Below are 17858 nucleotides of genomic sequence, written 5' to 3'. Positions count from 1 at the left end.
TTACTGCCCCAGCCATTCGTATGCTTCATTATTTTAATAAGTTCAGTTTTTCAAGAAACTGCAGCTGATATTGTTTTCGGAATAATTCCTTTACCATATAAGATACACCTTCATCATCATTCCCTCTGGTTACCCAATCCGCCTGCATTCTTAAGGACGGGCTTCCGCTGCCCATTGCTACTCCGACGCCGGCTCCCAAGATCATGTCGCAGTCGTCGTCACTGTCACCGATTGCGACCAACTCACGGCGATGGACCTTAAAATGTTGGGCAAGATAGTCAAGCCCCTTCCATTTACCGACACCTTCAGGAATAATGAACACTTTGCCGTTATCCTTCAAGATGACAGACACATCATCGAACATTTGTTCAATGAGGGTACGGCATTCTTCTTGTTCCCTTCTACTACTGAATTGCGCCTCTATTCCCAATGGATGATCCTGATGGTCATTGAGATAGTCAGAAACGCTGTCTACATATTGTTGCGAGAACATTGTTTGTTCACTTACATACAAGGCTGCTTTCCCGATGAAATGCTCAGGCATGTTTACCCGATTGCACACTTGTTTCTTTTCATAATTCAACTTAAATGGGGTTGCCAAGCCTTCGAGCAACTGCACAACGCTTTTTGTCGTCTTTTCGGATAATTTTTTCATAAACAGCGGCTTATCAATCGATGTTCCAATATAGGCACCATGTGCGGCTATAATCATCGGATTGATTTTCAGGGATTTAGCCACTTTTTTGCAGGATTGATAATTGCGGGAAGTAACGAGGGCCACAATGACTCCTTTGGAATGTACATATTCGAGCGCTTCCTTAGTAGCCTTGCTGAAGCGTCCATTGCTTTGCAGGAGCGTTCCATCTATATTAACGGCCAATAGCTTATAAATCATGGTGATCTCCCCTTATAAGTAGGATGTTTACCATAATACTTATGACGCCAGCATGCGCAATAGAACCTTCCCCATCACAGGCAGAAGCGGTTGCGGGGCAAAAGAAAACTCCCTCTAAATGTGCAGAGGGAGTCTTGACTTAAAATGGTTGCGGGCCGTATAAATCTTCTAAAGGTTTCATGATGATTTTATTCATTTCGCCGATTAGCATGCTTAATCTTTGTTCGGCATTCATCAGTTTTGCAATTGTATCGTGCTGTTGGACAAGCTGAAGCGATTTTTGGGCATGGTCGATTTCTTCTTGTGTAATTTCTTGGCCTGCCATTTGTTTTTGCTGAAGCTGCATTTGCAGCTCGCGAAAGTTATCAAACATTTTCTTTGCAGCCTCATCTTGGTTGACAGCATCGAACCATTTTTTTAATTCGTTGTATTCTGTACTTTGGCGGATTCCTTTTTCCATTTCATAAGCTATATCATATACATTTATGCTCATTTTTCCACTCCTCTAAGCTTTATTGTCAATCGTTCAGAACAGCATGACGACAAGGCCTTGCACTAAACCGATTACGCCGCCCAAAAAGCCGCCCAGATAGGTAATCATTCCAAGCTCCCTCTTGGCGATGGAAAGAATGATCTCTTCCAATCTTTCCAATGAAAAAGTATTGACCTGTTCTTGTACGATCTCGTCTAAATGCAACTTTTCCACAAATAATTCAACATGGGCGAATAGCCGTTCAAAGACAGCATCCATTAACTTAGGAAGCAGCTGATCGTTGATAAAAGCTTCATTTGCGGCTATGGCTTCCCCTATGGAAAGAGCATAGTACTTATCTAATTGTAACATGTTTATTAGTTGGTGTTGAAGAGGGGCTATTATTTTTCTGATTTGCCATTCCTCAGCAAGAGATTGAATGTCGCGCCCCTTCAATATATGCCATTCTTTCATGATTAATTCGGTCATCGTTTCTTTCGTTCCCTCAGAACGCAGGAACTTTAAGATTTCGGGTTGGATTTTGTCGACCAATTTTTCGTTTTTCATAAACATCTGAACCATATTCCAAAGCATTCCTTTATCTTCAAAGAAACGGTCCAGCAATTTTTCAAGCTGCTTTCTGCCTTCAGGGGAGCTGAAATACTCTTCACCCTTCTGGATAATAAAATCTGCTGCTTCCGGAATCTTCGCTTTTACCGCATCGACCATTTGGTTAGGCAGGACTTGTTCTAAAGGGACCTGCTTGTTTTCTTCCATCCAAGCGTCAATTTTTCCGGCAACAAGAGAAGCTACTTTATCTTCAATTTTTTGCTGTGTTTGGTGAAACCCCATGTCTTCCAGGCTTTCTCCAATGCTTGTCTCGTTCTGTTTCATCTGCTTCACTTTAGACTGAAGCCAACCAAGCAAATCTTGGCGGAACTTGGCAGTCAGGATTTTTTGCTGGATGCTCTCTCCTGTCAGCAAATGTTCTACAACTAACTTCCCTACCTGTTCTGCCAGCTCATTTCGCCGCTTCGGAATCAAACCCGGAGTGAATGGGATCTTCTTTCCGAATAGATACATCGGATTGTAAGGCCGGAACAACATTCTAATGGCGATGAAATTTGTAAAAGCACCGATCAAGGCGCCAATAATTATCATGAAAATAATTGAATACACATTATTCATTATTTTACCCCTTTATGATTATGCTCGCTATTTAGTTATTTGCTATCTATATTATAGAAGGAAACTCTTAATCGCAACCTGAACGCATGCGCGCACATTATTTTTCCCGTCCTTCCCCATTATTGTCTCCACACATCCACTCTACTATAATGTGGATATAATACTGCCAGACAAAACATGATCCATACTAATTCAGAAAGGCGGGATCAGATTGATTGCCAACTTGCAGAGTTTCTATAAAGATACCATTCTAACAACAACCGCTGCGCCTTCATCGCCAGGTTACTTTTGGATTGAAGTAGGAGCAGAAAAATTGGGCATTCCCTCCAATCAGCTATCCCAGGCTGAGAAAAATTTATTGGAAGCCCTCTATCCTTCCAGCCGCACCATTCGCCAAAATAGCCGACAGCTCAACTGGCGGCTGTTCTTTGAAGAAGACGACAAATTGCCGCTTACCAACTGGAAACAGCTTCGTATTCTGTATTTCACCATAACACAGGAAGACCTCGCGCTCCAAGAATGGGAAGAAGCGCTGCTCTCTTTTTTCCATCCTGATTCGATTCTCGTATGGACAAGCCAAACTGAGGGCTTCATCTTGGAAGAAAGCAAGACTCATTCCATCGACAGGGAGGAATTGGAGACCATTATTCATACATTAGAGATGGATTTTTATTGCGGCATGCGGTTCTATATCGGCAGCCAACAAAATGTTGGCACAAATTTGCGCAGCCATTACCGCATGGAAAAAAACAGTTTTTTTAAAGCATTGGCCTACAATCCAACCAAAAAGGTATATTCCATACAAAGTGCTTTTCTTTATCTCCTCCTATCAGGCCTTGGACCGGAAACCAATTGGTATATTAAAGAGATTCTTGGCGATACAGCCCGTGACCAGGAGATGATTAAGACCATCAAAACCTATCTGGCCCACAATCAAAACGCCACATTGACTGCCAAAGAATTGTTCATTCATCGCAATAGCCTGCAGTATAGGATCGATAAATTCATAGACAAAACGGGCCTCGACATTAAACAATTCCAGGATGCAGCCGTTGTCTATATGGCCATTCTTTTACTTAAAGCCCAAAGGAACACAGATGCACAATAAAACGTTTTCATTTTTATGCACTATACCCATATTCAACCATTAGTCCTTCTCCTAAAATGAAAGAAGACAAGATCCAATCTAACTTGTGGAGGGACTTTATATGGCTGAATTGCGTTTGGAGCATATCTATAAAATATATGATAATAAAGTAACGGCAGTGGAAGATTTTAATCTACATATCGAAGATCGGGAATTCATTGTTTTTGTAGGGCCGTCTGGCTGCGGAAAATCAACAACCCTCCGTATGATTGCTGGCCTGGAGGAAATATCAAAAGGCGACTTCTACATCGATGGGAAACGCGTCAACGATACGCCGCCTAAAAACAGGGACATCGCCATGGTTTTCCAAAATTATGCTTTATATCCCCATATGACAGTATTCGATAATATGGCTTTTGGCCTGAAGCTTCGAAAAATGCCAAAAGCAGAAATCAAGCAGCGAGTGGAAGAAGCCGCTAAAATACTCGGCTTAGAGGAGTATTTAAACCGGAAACCTAAAGCATTATCAGGCGGGCAACGCCAGCGTGTAGCATTAGGGCGGGCCATTGTTCGGGATGCCAAAGTATTCTTGATGGATGAACCATTATCTAATCTTGATGCGAAATTACGGGTGCAAATGAGAGCAGAAATCGCCAAGCTCCACAAACGATTGAACACAACAACCATCTATGTTACCCATGACCAAACTGAAGCAATGACGATGGCAACCAGATTGGTTGTCATGAAAGACGGCATCATCCAACAGATTGGTGCGCCTAAAGAGGTATATGAAAATCCGGAAAATGTATTTGTCGGAGGTTTCATCGGGTCACCTGCCATGAACTTCCTCTACGGAACATTGCAAGGCGGATTCTTCCATATGGATCATCTGAAGCTAGCTGTGCCAGAGGGAAAGATGAAAATGCTAAGAGAAAGAGGATATGAGAACAAGAAAATGATCCTTGGAATCAGACCGGAAGATTTTCACGATGAACCTCTCTTCATTCAGTCATCCCCTGGAACCGTCATCAAAGCCCATATTGATGTAGCTGAGCTAATGGGGGCGGAATTCATGCTTTATTCTTCAATCGATAGCCAAGATTTTGTAGCAAGAGTCGATGCAAGGACGATCGTTTCTGCCGGACAAACGATGGATCTTGCACTAGACATGAATAAAGCGCATTTCTTTGATCCTGAAACAGAAACCAGAATCCGATAGTACCCAAAACTCTGATAATCAATCGGTTATCAGAGTTTTTTATTCCAATTAATGTTTATTTTGTATATTTAATGGGTATTATTTACAAAACAAAGATTAAAAAAATGCACCCAAATTGGATGCATTTCTTGTAAACTAGGATATTCACATTCTGGCTTTGATATAAGAAAGGCATTGATTATGCTTATTCACATAGCTCTTAGCCACTCCGTATTTCGCATAGCCGCCTTCTCCACGGTTATATGCACTCAGCACTGCATTTTTAAGCGCTGTTCCTCTTAATCCTTTACGTTGATACTTTTTATAAAGGTCAGAAATCATATACGTTCCCCAGTTCATGTTTACATAGGGATCAAATGGTGCATTTTTTGTTCTCAGCGTTTTTGTCAAACGGGCATGATTCACTTTATTGATTTGGAAGTAGCCGTAATTGCTGCCTCCTCTTGCTTTCGGTTTAAAACTACTTTCATGTTTGATGAAAGCTAGCATTTCCGCGTAATTCAACCCTCTTTGTTTACTTAGGTTGTACAAGTATTTTTGCTGAGCTGCCGGCATTGGGATACCTTTCACGTAATAAGAAGGTGACGCCGCTTCAGCCTTTACCGTGAAGCCTTGCAATATATTAGAATCTGATTGTTTCGTAAAGCTGGATGCCAGCTCTTTCCCTACTTTAGAATCAGCCAATGTCAAAAGTGCCATTACCATTACTGTCATAATCCCCACTCGAGAAACATTCTTAAAAAAAGTTGTCATGTACTTCTCCTTTCAATCACTGTGTTGTTTTTGCTGCCCTTTACATGCGATGTAATAAAAGTAGCGGTGGCGTTACATAATGTAACTCCCTTGTTACTGTTCTGTAACATAAAAAATAAGGAGATGCTCAGCATCTCCTTATAACAAAATTTGTATATGATTATTTTTCTTATTCAACATTTCTTGAAGTTGGCGAACGCTAGTTTCACCATATTTGCGGCTATTATTCGTATTAATCATAAAATAGTACCTCATAACGGAGAAACTCTCCAACTTTCTGTAGATTTAGTCTTGTCCATCGCAAGTTCAGCGGCATTCTGTCCAAGTTGTTTACACCATATACTTATTAGCAAAATGCACGAAAAACGAGAATAGTCTCTCTTTTTCCAATAACATTATACTAACTTGTGCATAATAGGTTGTCAACAAATTGTAATCGACATCATTCTCGCCGGGTCAATCGACAAAACAACTATCCTTTAAAAATAGTCACTTGTTGGAGGTTTCCGCATGCCGGACAAAAAAAACAATGAATGCAGTTCTCTTCCATTGCTTCATCATCTTCAATCCTCCCCAATGTCTCATATTCTTCATAGGCGCTGTAAGGTCCAAAAAAATCCGTAACCTTTCCGGAATCAGTAAGTAATGTTTGGCATCGTTGGCATTTGACATCGACATTTTGAAATCCATTGCATAAAGGACATATCATCTTGGCATCCAACCTTTTCTATAAAGTGAAACTTGAATCAATGGTCGATTTCATTCATCTCCCACCGATTAGTAGTTGAGATTCTTACTAGCGATCAGACCCCACTATATCTCTTCGCCTTCACTGTCTTAGAGCCTTAAAATGGGATCAAGCATTCAATTCTTTTATTTGTATTGCTGGTAGCCTTTTTATTTTCCATGAATGTCAGGCGTGCCATTCAGGCCAACAATTACCAAAATAATACCCGATCTTTCATTTCATACTATCTATAACAACTTACATCAATGGGTTAAGCCGAGTAGAGGACTTGGGAGAATCCTCAGGATTCTCTCCATCCGCTGGTGCAACTCCAGATAACCCAACCATCCTTTTGTTGAAACAGGAATCATTACATAGTCATGTATGTCCCAATCAACAATACAAAATAAAAAAACAAAGAAAAGAGGATCTGAAATGGCAAACCAATCATCAGGAAATTCATCATCTAATGAGCTACTCGTTGCAGGAGCACAAGCTGCCCTAGACCAAATGAAATACGAAATTTCTTCTGAATTCGGCGTAAACCTTGGACCAGATACAACTGCACGCGCTAACGGTTCCGTCGGTGGAGAAATTACGAAACGATTGGTCCAAATGGCAGAACAACAATTAGGCGGTACATCCCGATAAGGTGAAACTTTGGCCGGTGGGTGTTCATTCTTCACCGTCCATTCATTTCTAGCGCTCGATTTCCCGCTTATATGTATGTATCTCTAATCACCTTTTGAAATGGGTAATCAGCGTCCCTTACAGAATGATATTCTTAACCAAAAAAACAGCTCCAAACCTCTAGATGGCTTGGAGCTGTTCTCTATTTCTGTCCTTCGGTTCACACCATGGCGTGCGGATCCATTATTTGATCGAACTCTTCTTCGCTGACATACTGCAACTTTAGGGCTGCTTCCTTCAACGTCAAGTTTTCTTTGTATGCCAACTTGGCAATTTCAGCCGATTTTTCATAGCCTATATGTGGGTTAAAAGCGGTAACTAGCATAAGCGAATGATGAAGATATTCGTCAATTTTCTCTTCCTTCGCAATCAACCCAGCCAAACAATTATCCGTAAAGGAACGCAATCCATCACTCAATAAGCGAACTGATTGAATAAAATTATAGATAATAACCGGTTTAAACACATTCAGTTGAAAATTTCCCTGGCTCGCCGCTATTCCAATCGTCGTATCATTGCCCATCACCTGAGCGGCAATCATGGTGACGGCTTCGCATTGTGTGGGATTCACCTTCCCTGGCATGATGCTGCTACCCGGTTCATTTGCCGGGATTTCCAATTCACCAATTCCGCAGCGTGGACCGCTTGCCAACCAACGTACATCATTAGCTATTTTCATACTATTGGCAGCAAGGGCTTTTAAGGCGCCATGCACATAAACGAGCGCATCATGACTAGTTAGTGCATGGAATTTATTCGCAGCGCTTTCAAACGGATAACCCATTTCCTCTTCCAGATATTGTGCCGTCTTCGGGCCAAAATTCTGATGGGCATTTAAACCGGTGCCTACGGCCGTTCCTCCTATCGCCAGCTGCAATAAAGATGCGGCACTTTGGATAATCATATGTTTGCTTTGTTCGACCATTGTTCTCCAGCCGCTGATTTCCTGTCCTAGCGTTAGAGGTGTGGCATCCTGCAAGTGGGTCCGTCCAATCTTCACAATTCGCTGGTATTGATCCTCTTTATCCTGCAACACCTTCGCCATATCATCCAAGACAGGTACCAGCTGTTCCTGAATGGCACAATAGGCTGCTATATGCATCGCTGAAGGGAAAGAATCATTGGAACTTTGGCCTTTATTCACATCGTCATTCGGATGCAGAGCCTCTTCCTTTTGAAGCAGGGCCAAATATTGATTTCCCTTGAATGCGATAACTTCATTCACATTCATATTTGTTTGTGTGCCGCTCCCTGTCTGCCAAACAGCCAATGGAAAATGGTCATCCAATTTTCCTTGAATAATATCATCGCATACTTTTTGAATAGCTTCTGACTTGTCGGCAGAAAGCATTCCCAGCGAAGCGTTAGCAAGCGCGGCACTTTTCTTAAGCCGTGCATAAGCGACAATTAATTCTTTCGGCATCTTTTCTTCGCCAATATGAAAATTCCGCCTGCTCCGTTCAGTCTGTGCCCCCCAATATTTATCGCTTGGCACCTGAATTTCTCCCATTGAATCTTTTTCTATTCGCATTAACTGCTCATCCTCCTTCATTCCGTGCACGCGCCAAATTAGGTCTCTCCTTGCATATATACCACACTGCAAGGTTGCTTTACACATAAAAAGACAAATAAGTCAGAAAATAATGACTTGAGGAATATTTTCCTGACACCAACAAAAAAACAACCTCTCATCTAAATGAAAGGCTGATTTTATCTTGCTATTTAAGAAGGTTTGGTCAAAAGTGCATATCCCATGAAAAATCCAATTGTAATGATACTGGCAATCGCCAGTGTAACCGATAACAATTCCATATCTACCACCCCATTCTTCCACTCATCCTATTGTTAAGATAACACGAATAATATTCCTTTTCAGGAAATAAAAGGAAACATTCAGTGTCATCCTCATGAACAATGTTTGAACAGGGAATCTACATAGCCAATTCAATGCCCCCTACCTGCATCTTATACATACTATAATATTTTCCTTTCAGCTGTATTAGTTCTTCATGGTTGCCTTGTTCCACGATTCGACCTTTATCCAGTACAAGAATACAATCGGCATTTTTAATGGTGGAGAGACGATGGGCAATTATAAACGTAGTACGCCCTTTCTTCAATACTTCGAGCGCCTGCTGAATCAAGAACTCTGTTTCCGTATCAATATTAGAGGTTGCTTCGTCCAATATAAGAATAGCGGGTTTAAAGGCCAATGCCCGGGCAAATGAGATCAATTGGCGCTGGCCGGATGAAAGCGTACTTCCTTTTTCAATGACCGGTGCGTCAATTCCACCTTCCACCTGCAGTAAAACTTGTTCTGCGCCAACCTTGCTTAATGCATCCTTCACCATTTCCCTAGTTATCTTCTCTTCATTTAAGCTCACATTAGATGCAATTGTGCCAGTAAATAAATAGGGATCTTGAAGGACGATGCCCATATGTTCCCTTATTGCTTGTTGGGGAAGCATCGTGACATCCTTGCCATCGATGGTAATCTTACCCTTTTGCGGATCGTAGTATCTGAAAAGCAAATTCATGATTGAGCTCTTGCCTGAACCAGTATGTCCAACAAAGGCAATGGTTTCTCCTTGTTTGGCTGAAAAAGTAATGTCTTTCAGCACATAGTCATCATCCTTATAACCGAACCACACATGTTCAAAAGAAACATCTCCCTTATACCGTTCTATATGCGTTTCACTGACGTCTGTTCCTTTCTCATCCAGCAATTCGAAAACTCGCTCTCCGGCAACCAATGCCTGTTCAAGATTCGCAAATTGATTGACAATGCTCTGGATTGGCTGAAAAAGCCTGTTTAGATAATCCACATAGGCATACAACATCCCCATAGACAAAATGCCCGTTCCATCCAGAGAAATATGGCCGAAATAGGCAATAAACGCAACGAATGCCAGATTGCGTAAAAGCGTCACCAAATTATGCGAGGTAAACGAATTCAATCGCATCATTTTATTCTGGAAGGTAAAATGCTCTTCATTCAATTTTTCAAATGACTCTTTTGTCTCCTCTTCGCGGCCAAATGCCTGAATGATATTCATCCCTTGAATGGACTCATTTATCATGCCATTCAGATCGCTGATTCGTGCTCTGATGACTTTATTGAATCGGGAACCATATGTCCGGTAGACAAGCGTCCAGGCCACTAGAATCGGCAAAAGGATTAAACATAACAGTGCCAGCTTCATATTAAGAAGGAATAAAGCGATATAGATGCCGATGATATAGACCGAGCTCAAGAAAAAATTGCTCAAGACATTCATGTACAGCTCTTTGATTGCTTCTGTATCATTGGTGATACGCGAAACAATTTTGCCGGCCGGCAAATTATCAAAAAAACGGATCGGCAAACGCGATAAGGTAGTAAACAACTCATTTCTCATACGTTGAATAATTCTGTTCGCCGATTTCTGCAGATAGTAATTCTGGCCGTATTGAAAAATTGTCGATAAAACTAAAATACCAAAATAAAAAGCGATCAGCTTCATGATGCGGGATACTTCAGGGCCATAAAAAGCAAGTACTTGCTTTTTGGGCAAAGGGACGGCCGTGGCTGTTTGTTTCTTGCCATCAAGGATAAATGTCACTTGATTGCCATTCCATTTTTTCTTTACATCCAATGGGACAGTCCCTTCCACATAAAAGAAATCCAAGCCCTCTTGTACAATCGTCGCTTTCTTTCCTCTTTCTTCATCCGGCTTAAAATAAGCTTCTCTTTTAATGAATGTCCCGTCATATGGAACACTGTCCTTCCCTTCCGTCGTTTCATACCAATACGATTGAATACCTAAAATATGCTTATCGATAATCGTTTTGGCGACCACTGGGCCGGCAAGATCCCCGATAACGGCGAGGGTCAGTAAAGCTAAAGCCAAACCAATCATTTTTTTATAATGGAGAGTATAGCGGATCAAACGTTTACCTGTACTCATCCTCCTCCCTCCATTTCCTCTTCGATTTGCTGACGGTCGTATTGTTCCCTATACCAGCCGCCTAGCTTATATAGTTCATCATGGGAGCCAGCCTGGACAATCCTTCCGTCATCAATGACTGCGATGATGTTCGCGTGTTTCACCGCCGACATCCTGTGGGTTGCGATAATAGTCGTTTTTCCGAATCTTTCCCGCTGGATGTTCTTAATAATGTTTTTCTCCGTTTTGGCATCGACTGCAGACAATGAATCATCCAGCAGCAACAATTCAGGATCCTTAATCAATGCGCGCGCAATCGATATACGTTGTTTTTGGCCGCCTGAGAGTGCAACTCCCTTTTCGCCGACCATTGTTTCCAGCCCTTCCGGCAGCATATCAAGATCCTTCCGAAAATCTGCAAGAGCAATCGCTCTCTTCAGCTCTTCTTCAGTAGCATCCGTTTTACCGAAAGTAATATTATCGTGAATACTTTTAGAAAATAAGAACGGATCCTGCGGCACGTACCCAAGCCAGGCGCGGATATTCTCCAGCTTCAGATCCTCCAAGCGGCGGCCTGAAATGGAAATAACCCCTTGGCCGAGAGGATACTCCCTCAGTAATTGGCGAATGAAAGTTGTCTTTCCGCTACCTGTCTTTCCGACAAGCCCCAAAGTTTCACCGCGCTTCAGATGGATATTGACCCCATCAAGGTTCACCATGGAAGAGGACGGGTATTGGAATCCTACCTGTTGGAAATGGATATCCTCCGGTTGCGGAACATAGACTGCTTCCCCCTCTGGATCACTTACATCCGCTTTGTACCGCAGGGTTTTTCCCACACGGTCAAGTGATGCGTTACCCCGCTGCATGATATTAATGAGTTCCCCGATTGCGAACATCGGCCAGATCAGCATCCCTAGATAGACATTAAATGAAACCAGATCGCCGAGCGTGATTTGTTGGTGGAAGACCATTTTTGCCCCATAGCCTAAGCCTATTAAATAAGAAATGCCAACCAGAATATTGATAGTTGGATCAAACAAAGCATCAATCCGGGTTACACGGAGATCTTTCTGAAATACATCTTCCGCCATCTCTGCGAACTCGCGCTCACTTTGTCTTTCTCTGACATAAGCCCGAATAACACGGACCCCGGCCACCGACTCGAGGACAGAATCATTCAATTTACCGAAAGAATCCTGTGCAGCTGTAAAATGGGTATGTAGTTTTTTACCGTATACTTGCATTAAGAACGCCATTAACGGTAGAGGAATAATAGATAAAAGCGTCAATTTCCACGAAATTGTAAAACCCATCATACAAAGGATGGTCCCTGTGAACATAATACTGTCCGTAAAAGATAAAATCCCAAAGCCGGCAGTTAATTGAATGGCTTTCACATCATTTGTAGCCCTGGCCATCAGGTCGCCGGTCCTGTTCTTTTCATAAAAAGCCGGCGTCATTTTCAATAAATGATCCATAAAGCTGAAACGTATTTTCCTTTCCAATAAGAACGCTCCGCCGTACAGATTGTGCTGCCAATAATACCCCATGATGTAGACACTTACAGCAATTCCGGCCAAGAGGGCAATATAAATAGCGATTGTTTTGGCATCGAGTTCTTGCTGGTGGATGCCGTCAATGGTCATTCCGACTAGCTTTGGAGGGACCATATCCAATAGGTTTACCATGCACAAAAGCAAAATAGCGCTGGCATACCTTTTCCAATTTTCTTTAAAAAACCAAGCCAACTTTCCATAAACATCAAACATTCCGAACACCCCTATTCCGACTGTTTTCTCGCCTCGTTTCACCACTCCCCCTTCCGTAGGACAACAAAAAAAGCCCCTACCATAGCATAGGAACTTTTAACAATTGTATAAAAGCACATGCTGCGGATTAAGCAGCACAGCATTCAGTCCTTTATTCGTCCAAAAGGCCTTTCAATTTACTACAGCAGGCTGCCGGTCATTATTTAATTGAATAGATAAACGTTTGAGTTTATTAATCATGTCCTTCAGCCCCTTTCAGTCTTTTCAAATATTTTACATTTATCAGAATATAAAGTCAACTAGTTCTTACATCAACTAATAAATACTCAAACGTCCCTTTTTTTCCTTATTCATGGTCCTTTCTTCCTAAATATTGAAACCGATGTTTTGCAAAACAGCAAGTGGGTAAATTTCTAGTACAACAAACGAAATCAGTTATCACAAATAAAGGGGTAATTAAAATGAAAACAATCGTAGCATCTGATATAACACTTAAAAGCGCTGTGCCCGTCCGCAGACTTATGGAAATATACAGTGAGATTAAACAATGGGGCGGCGAAGTATTCTTCGTGCAAAACCGCAGAATGGTATCAAGCTCATCCCTCCCAAAATTATTGACTTTCACTTTAACAGTCGATGCAAAAGCACCCGTAAAAATGATTGTAGAAGGACAAAAAGCAGAAAAAATGAATGAAATACTCAAAACACAGTTTGAACAATCTTCAACAAACAATAAAGCTATCGAGGAAAAAGACTCTACACTGGAAATGGTAGCACAATAACAGAAGTGTAAAAGTTCCAAAGCGAAAGGAGAGGTTGAACGATGAGAACCATTTTAATGATAATCGGCGCAATTGTAGTGATTGGATTGATCGTTAATTTCATCTTTTAGATATTATTTATATGATTTTTATAGAAATGTATGACCATGTAAGCGTACTCCCTGGAGAATCACTATCACTTGATTTCTCTCCTCTTCTTTCGCCCCTATATGGCAGCCCTTTACAAAAAAGCAGCCCGGCTGCTTTTTTGTTTTGTACAAATCTCGCTATAACTGGCACTAAAACGCCAACTTCGACTCGTAGATATAAAAAAATTCGAATTTAGTTTGGTTCAAACGAATGATTAGTGAAGGATCCCCCCCTCCACCGATTAACGTATCACTTTATTAGAAAAATGTTTTATTTATCGTTATACTAAATTTATATAATTTTAATTTTCAGCAAGCAAGGAAGGATTCTTTGCCGAAATGAATACTCCTTCTAAGGAAGAGAGAAACAAAAAAAGAAATGAATTAAAAGGGGATAACGGTTTGAATAAGATGAAAGCAAAAACGATCAATAAACGTAAAAGGAATAAATGGAAAATTATTTCGCGAGTTTTATTAATTATCATCGGGGCCTTTATTACTAGCTACGGACTGGAAGCAGTATTGATCCCTAACAGTGTATCGGATGGAGGAGTAACAGGCCTAAGCATTGTCGGCTCGCAACTCTTTGGATTTCCCTTGGGGCTTCTAATTGCTGTCATTAATATTCCGTTTGTTTGGCTGGGATATAAGCAAATTGGTAAAAGCTTCGCTATATACTCGATCGTCGGCATCGTTTCTTTGGCTATTGGCACAATTGTAATGCATCCGGTACCGACAATTATCCATGGAGACACATTGTTGATCACGGTAGTCGGCGGTATTATTATCGGTTTTGGGATGGGTCTTGCGCTTCGTAATGGCGGTGCGTTGGATGGCATTGATATGCTGGCAGTCCTGCTTTCTAAAAAGCTGCCCTTTGGAACAAGTGATTTAATTCTCTTCTTAAATATGTTCGTCTTTATCATAGTCTCTACTGTATTTGGCCTTCAGGGAGCCATCCTCTCTGCGATTGCTTATTTTATCGCTTCTAAAGTAATCCACATTGTTGAAGAAGGTTTAAGCGGTTCTAAAACGTTTAAAATCATTACGCAACAGCCGGAAGAGATGGTTGAGACGATCAGAGACCGGCTGGGACGGAGCGCCACATATAAAGAAGCGTATGGAGGATATTCACATGAGAAATTCATTGAAATCACATGTGTCATCAACCGTTTGGAAGAAAGCAAAATAAAAGAAATCATCAATGAAATCGATCCTCATGCTTTCGTAACCGTTTATGACGTAGCCGAAGTAAAAGGCGGCAATTTCAAAAAGAGTGATATCCATTAATCAAATTCGCGAATCAATAACAAGCTATCCTTTTTGATTCGAGCTAAAAAGGAAGCTTGTTCGTAGGGAGCCCGGTGGTACAGCGCCATCGGGCTCCTTTTTCTTATTCCGGCTAGTTCTATGCCACTAGACCTTTAGGAACGATTGCTCTATTTTAACAAACGTACAATCTCGTTCAAAATACTTATTTACAGCGAGACAGGCGGATATCCTTTTCATACATCAAACAGCGCTAGAGTTCTGCCCCTCCTGCTCTCGTCCATCTTAAAACTTTTTCAACCGCCCAACCGGTAAAAATCACCTATCCCCTTCCTTTTTCATGCTTAAATGACAATTTTTTTAGATATTCCTTAATGTTGCCCACTTAAATAAAGGAATTGTATATTGCGTGTAGAATACATTAAAAAAGCAATAATCAGCCGTCATGCCATCTCTTACTGACGATTCATATTATCCATACATACTTATTAATAAAAATGGAAGCCGTTTTTTACAATGGAGGTGTTTCTAATCATGGACAAGAAGGAAGGGATTATCATAAAAAGATTGGAATTATATCAAACGAACATGAAACTAATCTGGAAAAACAAGATGATTATTTCTCCTCAGGATCCTCTTAAAGACATTATTCTTCAAAACACAATAGCTATGTTTAAAATGTTTATCGAAAAGCTTAAAGTGCCCGATAAAAATTTCAAACATGATATTACTGAAATGGGCAAAAAAATAGCTATGGAGCGCTTGAAAGTGAATGTTCCCATATCGGATTTTCTGTACAACATCTCCATCGTACGTACGGACATACTTTCCTATTTGGATACATTCCCACAGTCAGAATACCTGGCCAAGGTTAAGCAATATATGAACGAGAGCGTCGATTTTCTTCTGCACGAAACCGTCACCCATTATTTAGATTTACAGGAGCAGATCAACCATGAAGAAAACGCGATTCTTTCCGAGACCCATAAAGAACGATTAACGATCCTTGGACAGATGACATCCAGCTTTGTTCATGAATTCCGCAATCCTCTTACTTCCATTAAAGGTTTTGTACAATTATTGAAAGCAGAAAATCCCGAACTGAAATATCTGGATATTATTTCAAGTGAGTTGGAACAATTGAACGCCCGAATTTCACAATTCCTTATGATTTCAAAAAAGGAAGACTTAAATTCCAATCCGGAAACGTTTTCATTAAGCTCGTTAATTGAGGAAGTCATCACTTTTCTTTATCCGAGCATTGTGGATACCAATGTCAGGGTTGAAACCATTGTAGAAGAAACCTCATTGATACTGGGCTACCCGGAGGAAATCAGGCAAGTTCTCCTGAATATCATCTTTAATGCGCTTGATGTGCTGTCTGAAACCGCCAATCCGGTCATTACGGTTGCCACAAAAGAAATGGATAACCAATATGTGCAGATAACGATCGCCAACAATGGCCCTAAAATCAGCGAGGAGTTACTGAATGACATTTTCAAACCGTTCATTACAACGAAGAAAATTGGAACAGGTCTCGGTCTCTTTGTATGCAAAGAAATCATCGAAAAACACAATGGTGCTCTAACATGTACATCTACAGACGATCTTACCCAGTTTACGATTCTTCTGCCAGAACACCGTACATCTAATTAAGCAATCATTTTTTATACTAACGAAAAAAGCAGCGGATCCTTACCACTGCTTTTTAATATGGCGCCATCAATGAATGGCTTGTTTCTTGAACCTGCCTCCCCGGACTTCTGATATGTTTGCAACAGCCAGAAATGCATCGGGATCTTTTTCTTCGACGATGGATTTGAGCTTAGCCTCTTCCAGCCGGGTTACGACACAAAAGACAACTTTCTTTTTATCCCCTGTAAAGGCTCCTTCACCGGTTAAATAGGTAACGCCCCTCCCTAAACGGGCAAGCAGTGCTTCTCCAATTTCTTCCGATTTATCGCTAATAATCCAGGCTGATTTCGACTCCTCTAAACCTTGGATAACCACATCAATCGTCTTATATGCTACAAAGTAAGCAAGCAGAGAATACATCGCCCTGTCCCAGCCGAACACAAACCCGGCGCTGCCAAGAATGAAGATATTGGCGAACATAATCATCTCCCCTACTGAAAAGGGCGAATTCTTATTGAAGAGAATGGCCATGATTTCTGTTCCGTCCAATGAACCTCCGTTCCGGATGACAATCCCCACACCGGTGCCAATAATAATCCCTCCAAAAGCTGTAGCCAGCAATGGATCCTTAGTCAAAACAGGCACATCATGCAATAGGGCCAAGCTGATGGAAAGTATAATAATTCCATAGATGGTCGAAAAGGCGAATGTTTTGCCAATCTGTTTGTAACCGATAAAGAAAAACGGCAGATTCAATAAAAAGATAAAAATACCTAAACTCCAATCGGTAAAATGAGATAAAATAATAGAAATCCCCGTAATTCCTCCGTCGATCACATTATTCGGCACAAGGAAACATTCCAGCCCTACAGCCATTAATATGGCACCAATTGTTATAGCAAGCCCTTTCTTAAAAATTCTCTTCTTCGTTAACCCTTTATGTTGAATTTCCTTAAGTGTTTCTACACTAATTGTCTCCATCCTTCATCCCCTTTTTAACCTTTAATGTACGTATATGTAATATTGAAGTACTGCAGTTATGTAAGAGGCTTTAACATGGTATGTATCTGAATACCCTCTTTTTCATTATACAGAATAGTGTATACAAATAAAAGCCGCTCGCTTTATTAATATGTTCTAGTGATTAGTGAAGCAGAACTGATTCGGTAGGATATTCATCTATTGCCGATCACTTTTTAAACCAACCTAAGTTCTTACTATCACTTGGCCTTACATTTTGTTTTCTTAACCTTTTACTCCCGTCCTGAAGCGGTTCTTAAACCCTTAAGAAAAAGAAATGATTTACATGCAATAG

General features: G+C 41.0%; 14 protein-coding genes. 6 read left to right on the top strand and 8 right to left on the bottom strand.

The features are described from left to right. Positions 1–28 precede the first annotated feature (28 nt). The 3 genes from BN1765_RS05825 to BN1765_RS05815 form a co-directional block, all read right to left on the bottom strand. A complete protein-coding gene (locus tag BN1765_RS05825; protein ID WP_050614222.1) occupies positions 29–895 on the bottom strand; it encodes an HAD-IIB family hydrolase in 867 nt (288 codons plus the stop codon). Positions 896–1034: 139 nt separating this feature from the next. Then, positions 1035–1388: a YlbF/YmcA family competence regulator gene (locus tag BN1765_RS05820; RefSeq protein WP_050614221.1), complete on the bottom strand. Its 354-nt coding sequence runs from the start codon at positions 1386–1388 to the stop codon at positions 1035–1037. Between the two features lie 33 nt (positions 1389–1421). Beyond that, on the bottom strand, positions 1422–2555 hold the full coding sequence (locus tag BN1765_RS05815; protein ID WP_050614220.1) for a DUF445 domain-containing protein: 1134 nt from the start codon (positions 2553–2555) through the stop codon (positions 1422–1424). Between the two features lie 211 nt (positions 2556–2766). Between BN1765_RS05815 and BN1765_RS05810 the strand changes: the two genes are divergently transcribed. Continuing rightward, positions 2767–3663, top strand: a complete 897-nt coding sequence (locus tag BN1765_RS05810; RefSeq protein WP_050614219.1) for a PucR family transcriptional regulator — start codon at positions 2767–2769, stop codon at positions 3661–3663. Positions 3664–3763: 100 nt separating this feature from the next. Continuing rightward, positions 3764–4861 carry an ABC transporter ATP-binding protein gene (locus tag BN1765_RS05805; RefSeq protein WP_050614218.1) on the top strand — a complete coding sequence of 366 codons (1098 nt, stop codon included), beginning with the start codon at positions 3764–3766 and terminating at the stop codon, positions 4859–4861. A 144-nt stretch (positions 4862–5005) separates the two neighbouring features. Here BN1765_RS05805 and BN1765_RS05800 read toward each other — a convergent pair whose 3' ends face one another. Beyond that, positions 5006–5614, bottom strand: a complete 609-nt coding sequence (locus BN1765_RS05800) for a transglycosylase SLT domain-containing protein (RefSeq protein ID WP_050614217.1) — start codon at positions 5612–5614, stop codon at positions 5006–5008. Positions 5615–6776: 1162 nt separating this feature from the next. Here BN1765_RS05800 and BN1765_RS05790 point away from each other — a divergent pair. Next, entirely contained in the window at positions 6777–6992 is a 216-nt protein-coding gene (locus BN1765_RS05790; protein ID WP_050614215.1) for an alpha/beta-type small acid-soluble spore protein, read from the top strand. A gap of 199 nt (positions 6993–7191) precedes the next feature. On the opposite strand, the gene fumC is transcribed toward BN1765_RS05790, so the two are convergent. From fumC to BN1765_RS05775, 3 genes are all read right to left on the bottom strand, one after another. Continuing rightward, positions 7192–8562: a class II fumarate hydratase gene (gene fumC, locus BN1765_RS05785; protein ID WP_230199501.1), complete on the bottom strand. Its 1371-nt coding sequence runs from the start codon at positions 8560–8562 to the stop codon at positions 7192–7194. Positions 8563–8962: 400 nt separating this feature from the next. Further along, the gene (locus BN1765_RS05780) at positions 8963–10978 is read right to left on the bottom strand and encodes an ABC transporter ATP-binding protein (protein ID WP_050614213.1); all 2016 of its coding nucleotides are present in this window, start codon (positions 10976–10978) and stop codon (positions 8963–8965) included. Continuing rightward, complete coding sequence (locus BN1765_RS05775; RefSeq protein ID WP_050616685.1) at positions 10975–12729, bottom strand: ABC transporter ATP-binding protein; 1755 nt, start codon at positions 12727–12729, stop codon at positions 10975–10977. The genes BN1765_RS05780 and BN1765_RS05775 overlap by 4 nt, the downstream gene beginning before the upstream one ends. Positions 12730–13190: 461 nt before the next feature. Between BN1765_RS05775 and BN1765_RS05770 the strand changes: the two genes are divergently transcribed. From BN1765_RS05770 to BN1765_RS05760, 3 genes are all read left to right on the top strand, one after another. Next, positions 13191–13511 (top strand): hypothetical protein, encoded by a 321-nt coding sequence (locus tag BN1765_RS05770; RefSeq protein WP_050614212.1) that lies wholly within the window; start codon positions 13191–13193, stop codon positions 13509–13511. A gap of 539 nt (positions 13512–14050) precedes the next feature. Next, on the top strand, positions 14051–14929 hold the full coding sequence (locus BN1765_RS05765) for a YitT family protein (protein WP_050616684.1): 879 nt from the start codon (positions 14051–14053) through the stop codon (positions 14927–14929). A gap of 513 nt (positions 14930–15442) precedes the next feature. Then, on the top strand, positions 15443–16564 hold the full coding sequence (locus tag BN1765_RS05760; RefSeq protein WP_050614211.1) for an ATP-binding protein: 1122 nt from the start codon (positions 15443–15445) through the stop codon (positions 16562–16564). 66 nt (positions 16565–16630) lie between these two features. On the opposite strand, the gene BN1765_RS05755 is transcribed toward BN1765_RS05760, so the two are convergent. Continuing rightward, positions 16631–17524: a YitT family protein gene (locus BN1765_RS05755; protein ID WP_147554156.1), complete on the bottom strand. Its 894-nt coding sequence runs from the start codon at positions 17522–17524 to the stop codon at positions 16631–16633. Positions 17525–17858 lie beyond the last annotated feature (334 nt).

It is taken from the genome of Bacillus testis, assembly GCF_001243895.1.
In the GTDB taxonomy this organism is placed as follows: domain Bacteria; phylum Bacillota; class Bacilli; order Bacillales; family DSM-1321; genus Bacillus_AD; species Bacillus_AD testis.
The sequence above is the reverse complement of the archived record's forward strand: the minus strand, read 5'-3'. Positions and strand labels throughout refer to the sequence as shown.

Bases quoted from the DNA above. Each gene is read 5' to 3' on its own strand.
- BN1765_RS05825 (WP_050614222.1), bottom strand. From the start codon at position 895: ATGATTTATAAGCTATTGGCCGTTAATATAGATGGAACGCTCCTGCAA.
- BN1765_RS05820 (WP_050614221.1), bottom strand. From the start codon at position 1,388: ATGAGCATAAATGTATATGATATAGCTTATGAAATGGAAAAAGGAATC.
- BN1765_RS05815 (WP_050614220.1), bottom strand. From the start codon at position 2,555: ATGAATAATGTGTATTCAATTATTTTCATGATAATTATTGGCGCCTTG.
- BN1765_RS05805 (WP_050614218.1), top strand. From the start codon at position 3,764: ATGGCTGAATTGCGTTTGGAGCATATCTATAAAATATATGATAATAAA.
- BN1765_RS05800 (WP_050614217.1), bottom strand. From the start codon at position 5,614: ATGACAACTTTTTTTAAGAATGTTTCTCGAGTGGGGATTATGACAGTA.
- BN1765_RS05790 (WP_050614215.1), top strand. From the start codon at position 6,777: ATGGCAAACCAATCATCAGGAAATTCATCATCTAATGAGCTACTCGTT.
- fumC (WP_230199501.1), bottom strand. From the start codon at position 8,562: ATGCGAATAGAAAAAGATTCAATGGGAGAAATTCAGGTGCCAAGCGAT.
- BN1765_RS05780 (WP_050614213.1), bottom strand. From the start codon at position 10,978: ATGAGTACAGGTAAACGTTTGATCCGCTATACTCTCCATTATAAAAAA.
- BN1765_RS05775 (WP_050616685.1), bottom strand. From the start codon at position 12,729: ATGTTTGATGTTTATGGAAAGTTGGCTTGGTTTTTTAAAGAAAATTGG.
- BN1765_RS05770 (WP_050614212.1), top strand. From the start codon at position 13,191: ATGAAAACAATCGTAGCATCTGATATAACACTTAAAAGCGCTGTGCCC.
- BN1765_RS05765 (WP_050616684.1), top strand. From the start codon at position 14,051: ATGAAAGCAAAAACGATCAATAAACGTAAAAGGAATAAATGGAAAATT.
- BN1765_RS05760 (WP_050614211.1), top strand. From the start codon at position 15,443: ATGGACAAGAAGGAAGGGATTATCATAAAAAGATTGGAATTATATCAA.
- BN1765_RS05755 (WP_147554156.1), bottom strand. From the start codon at position 17,524: ATGGAGACAATTAGTGTAGAAACACTTAAGGAAATTCAACATAAAGGG.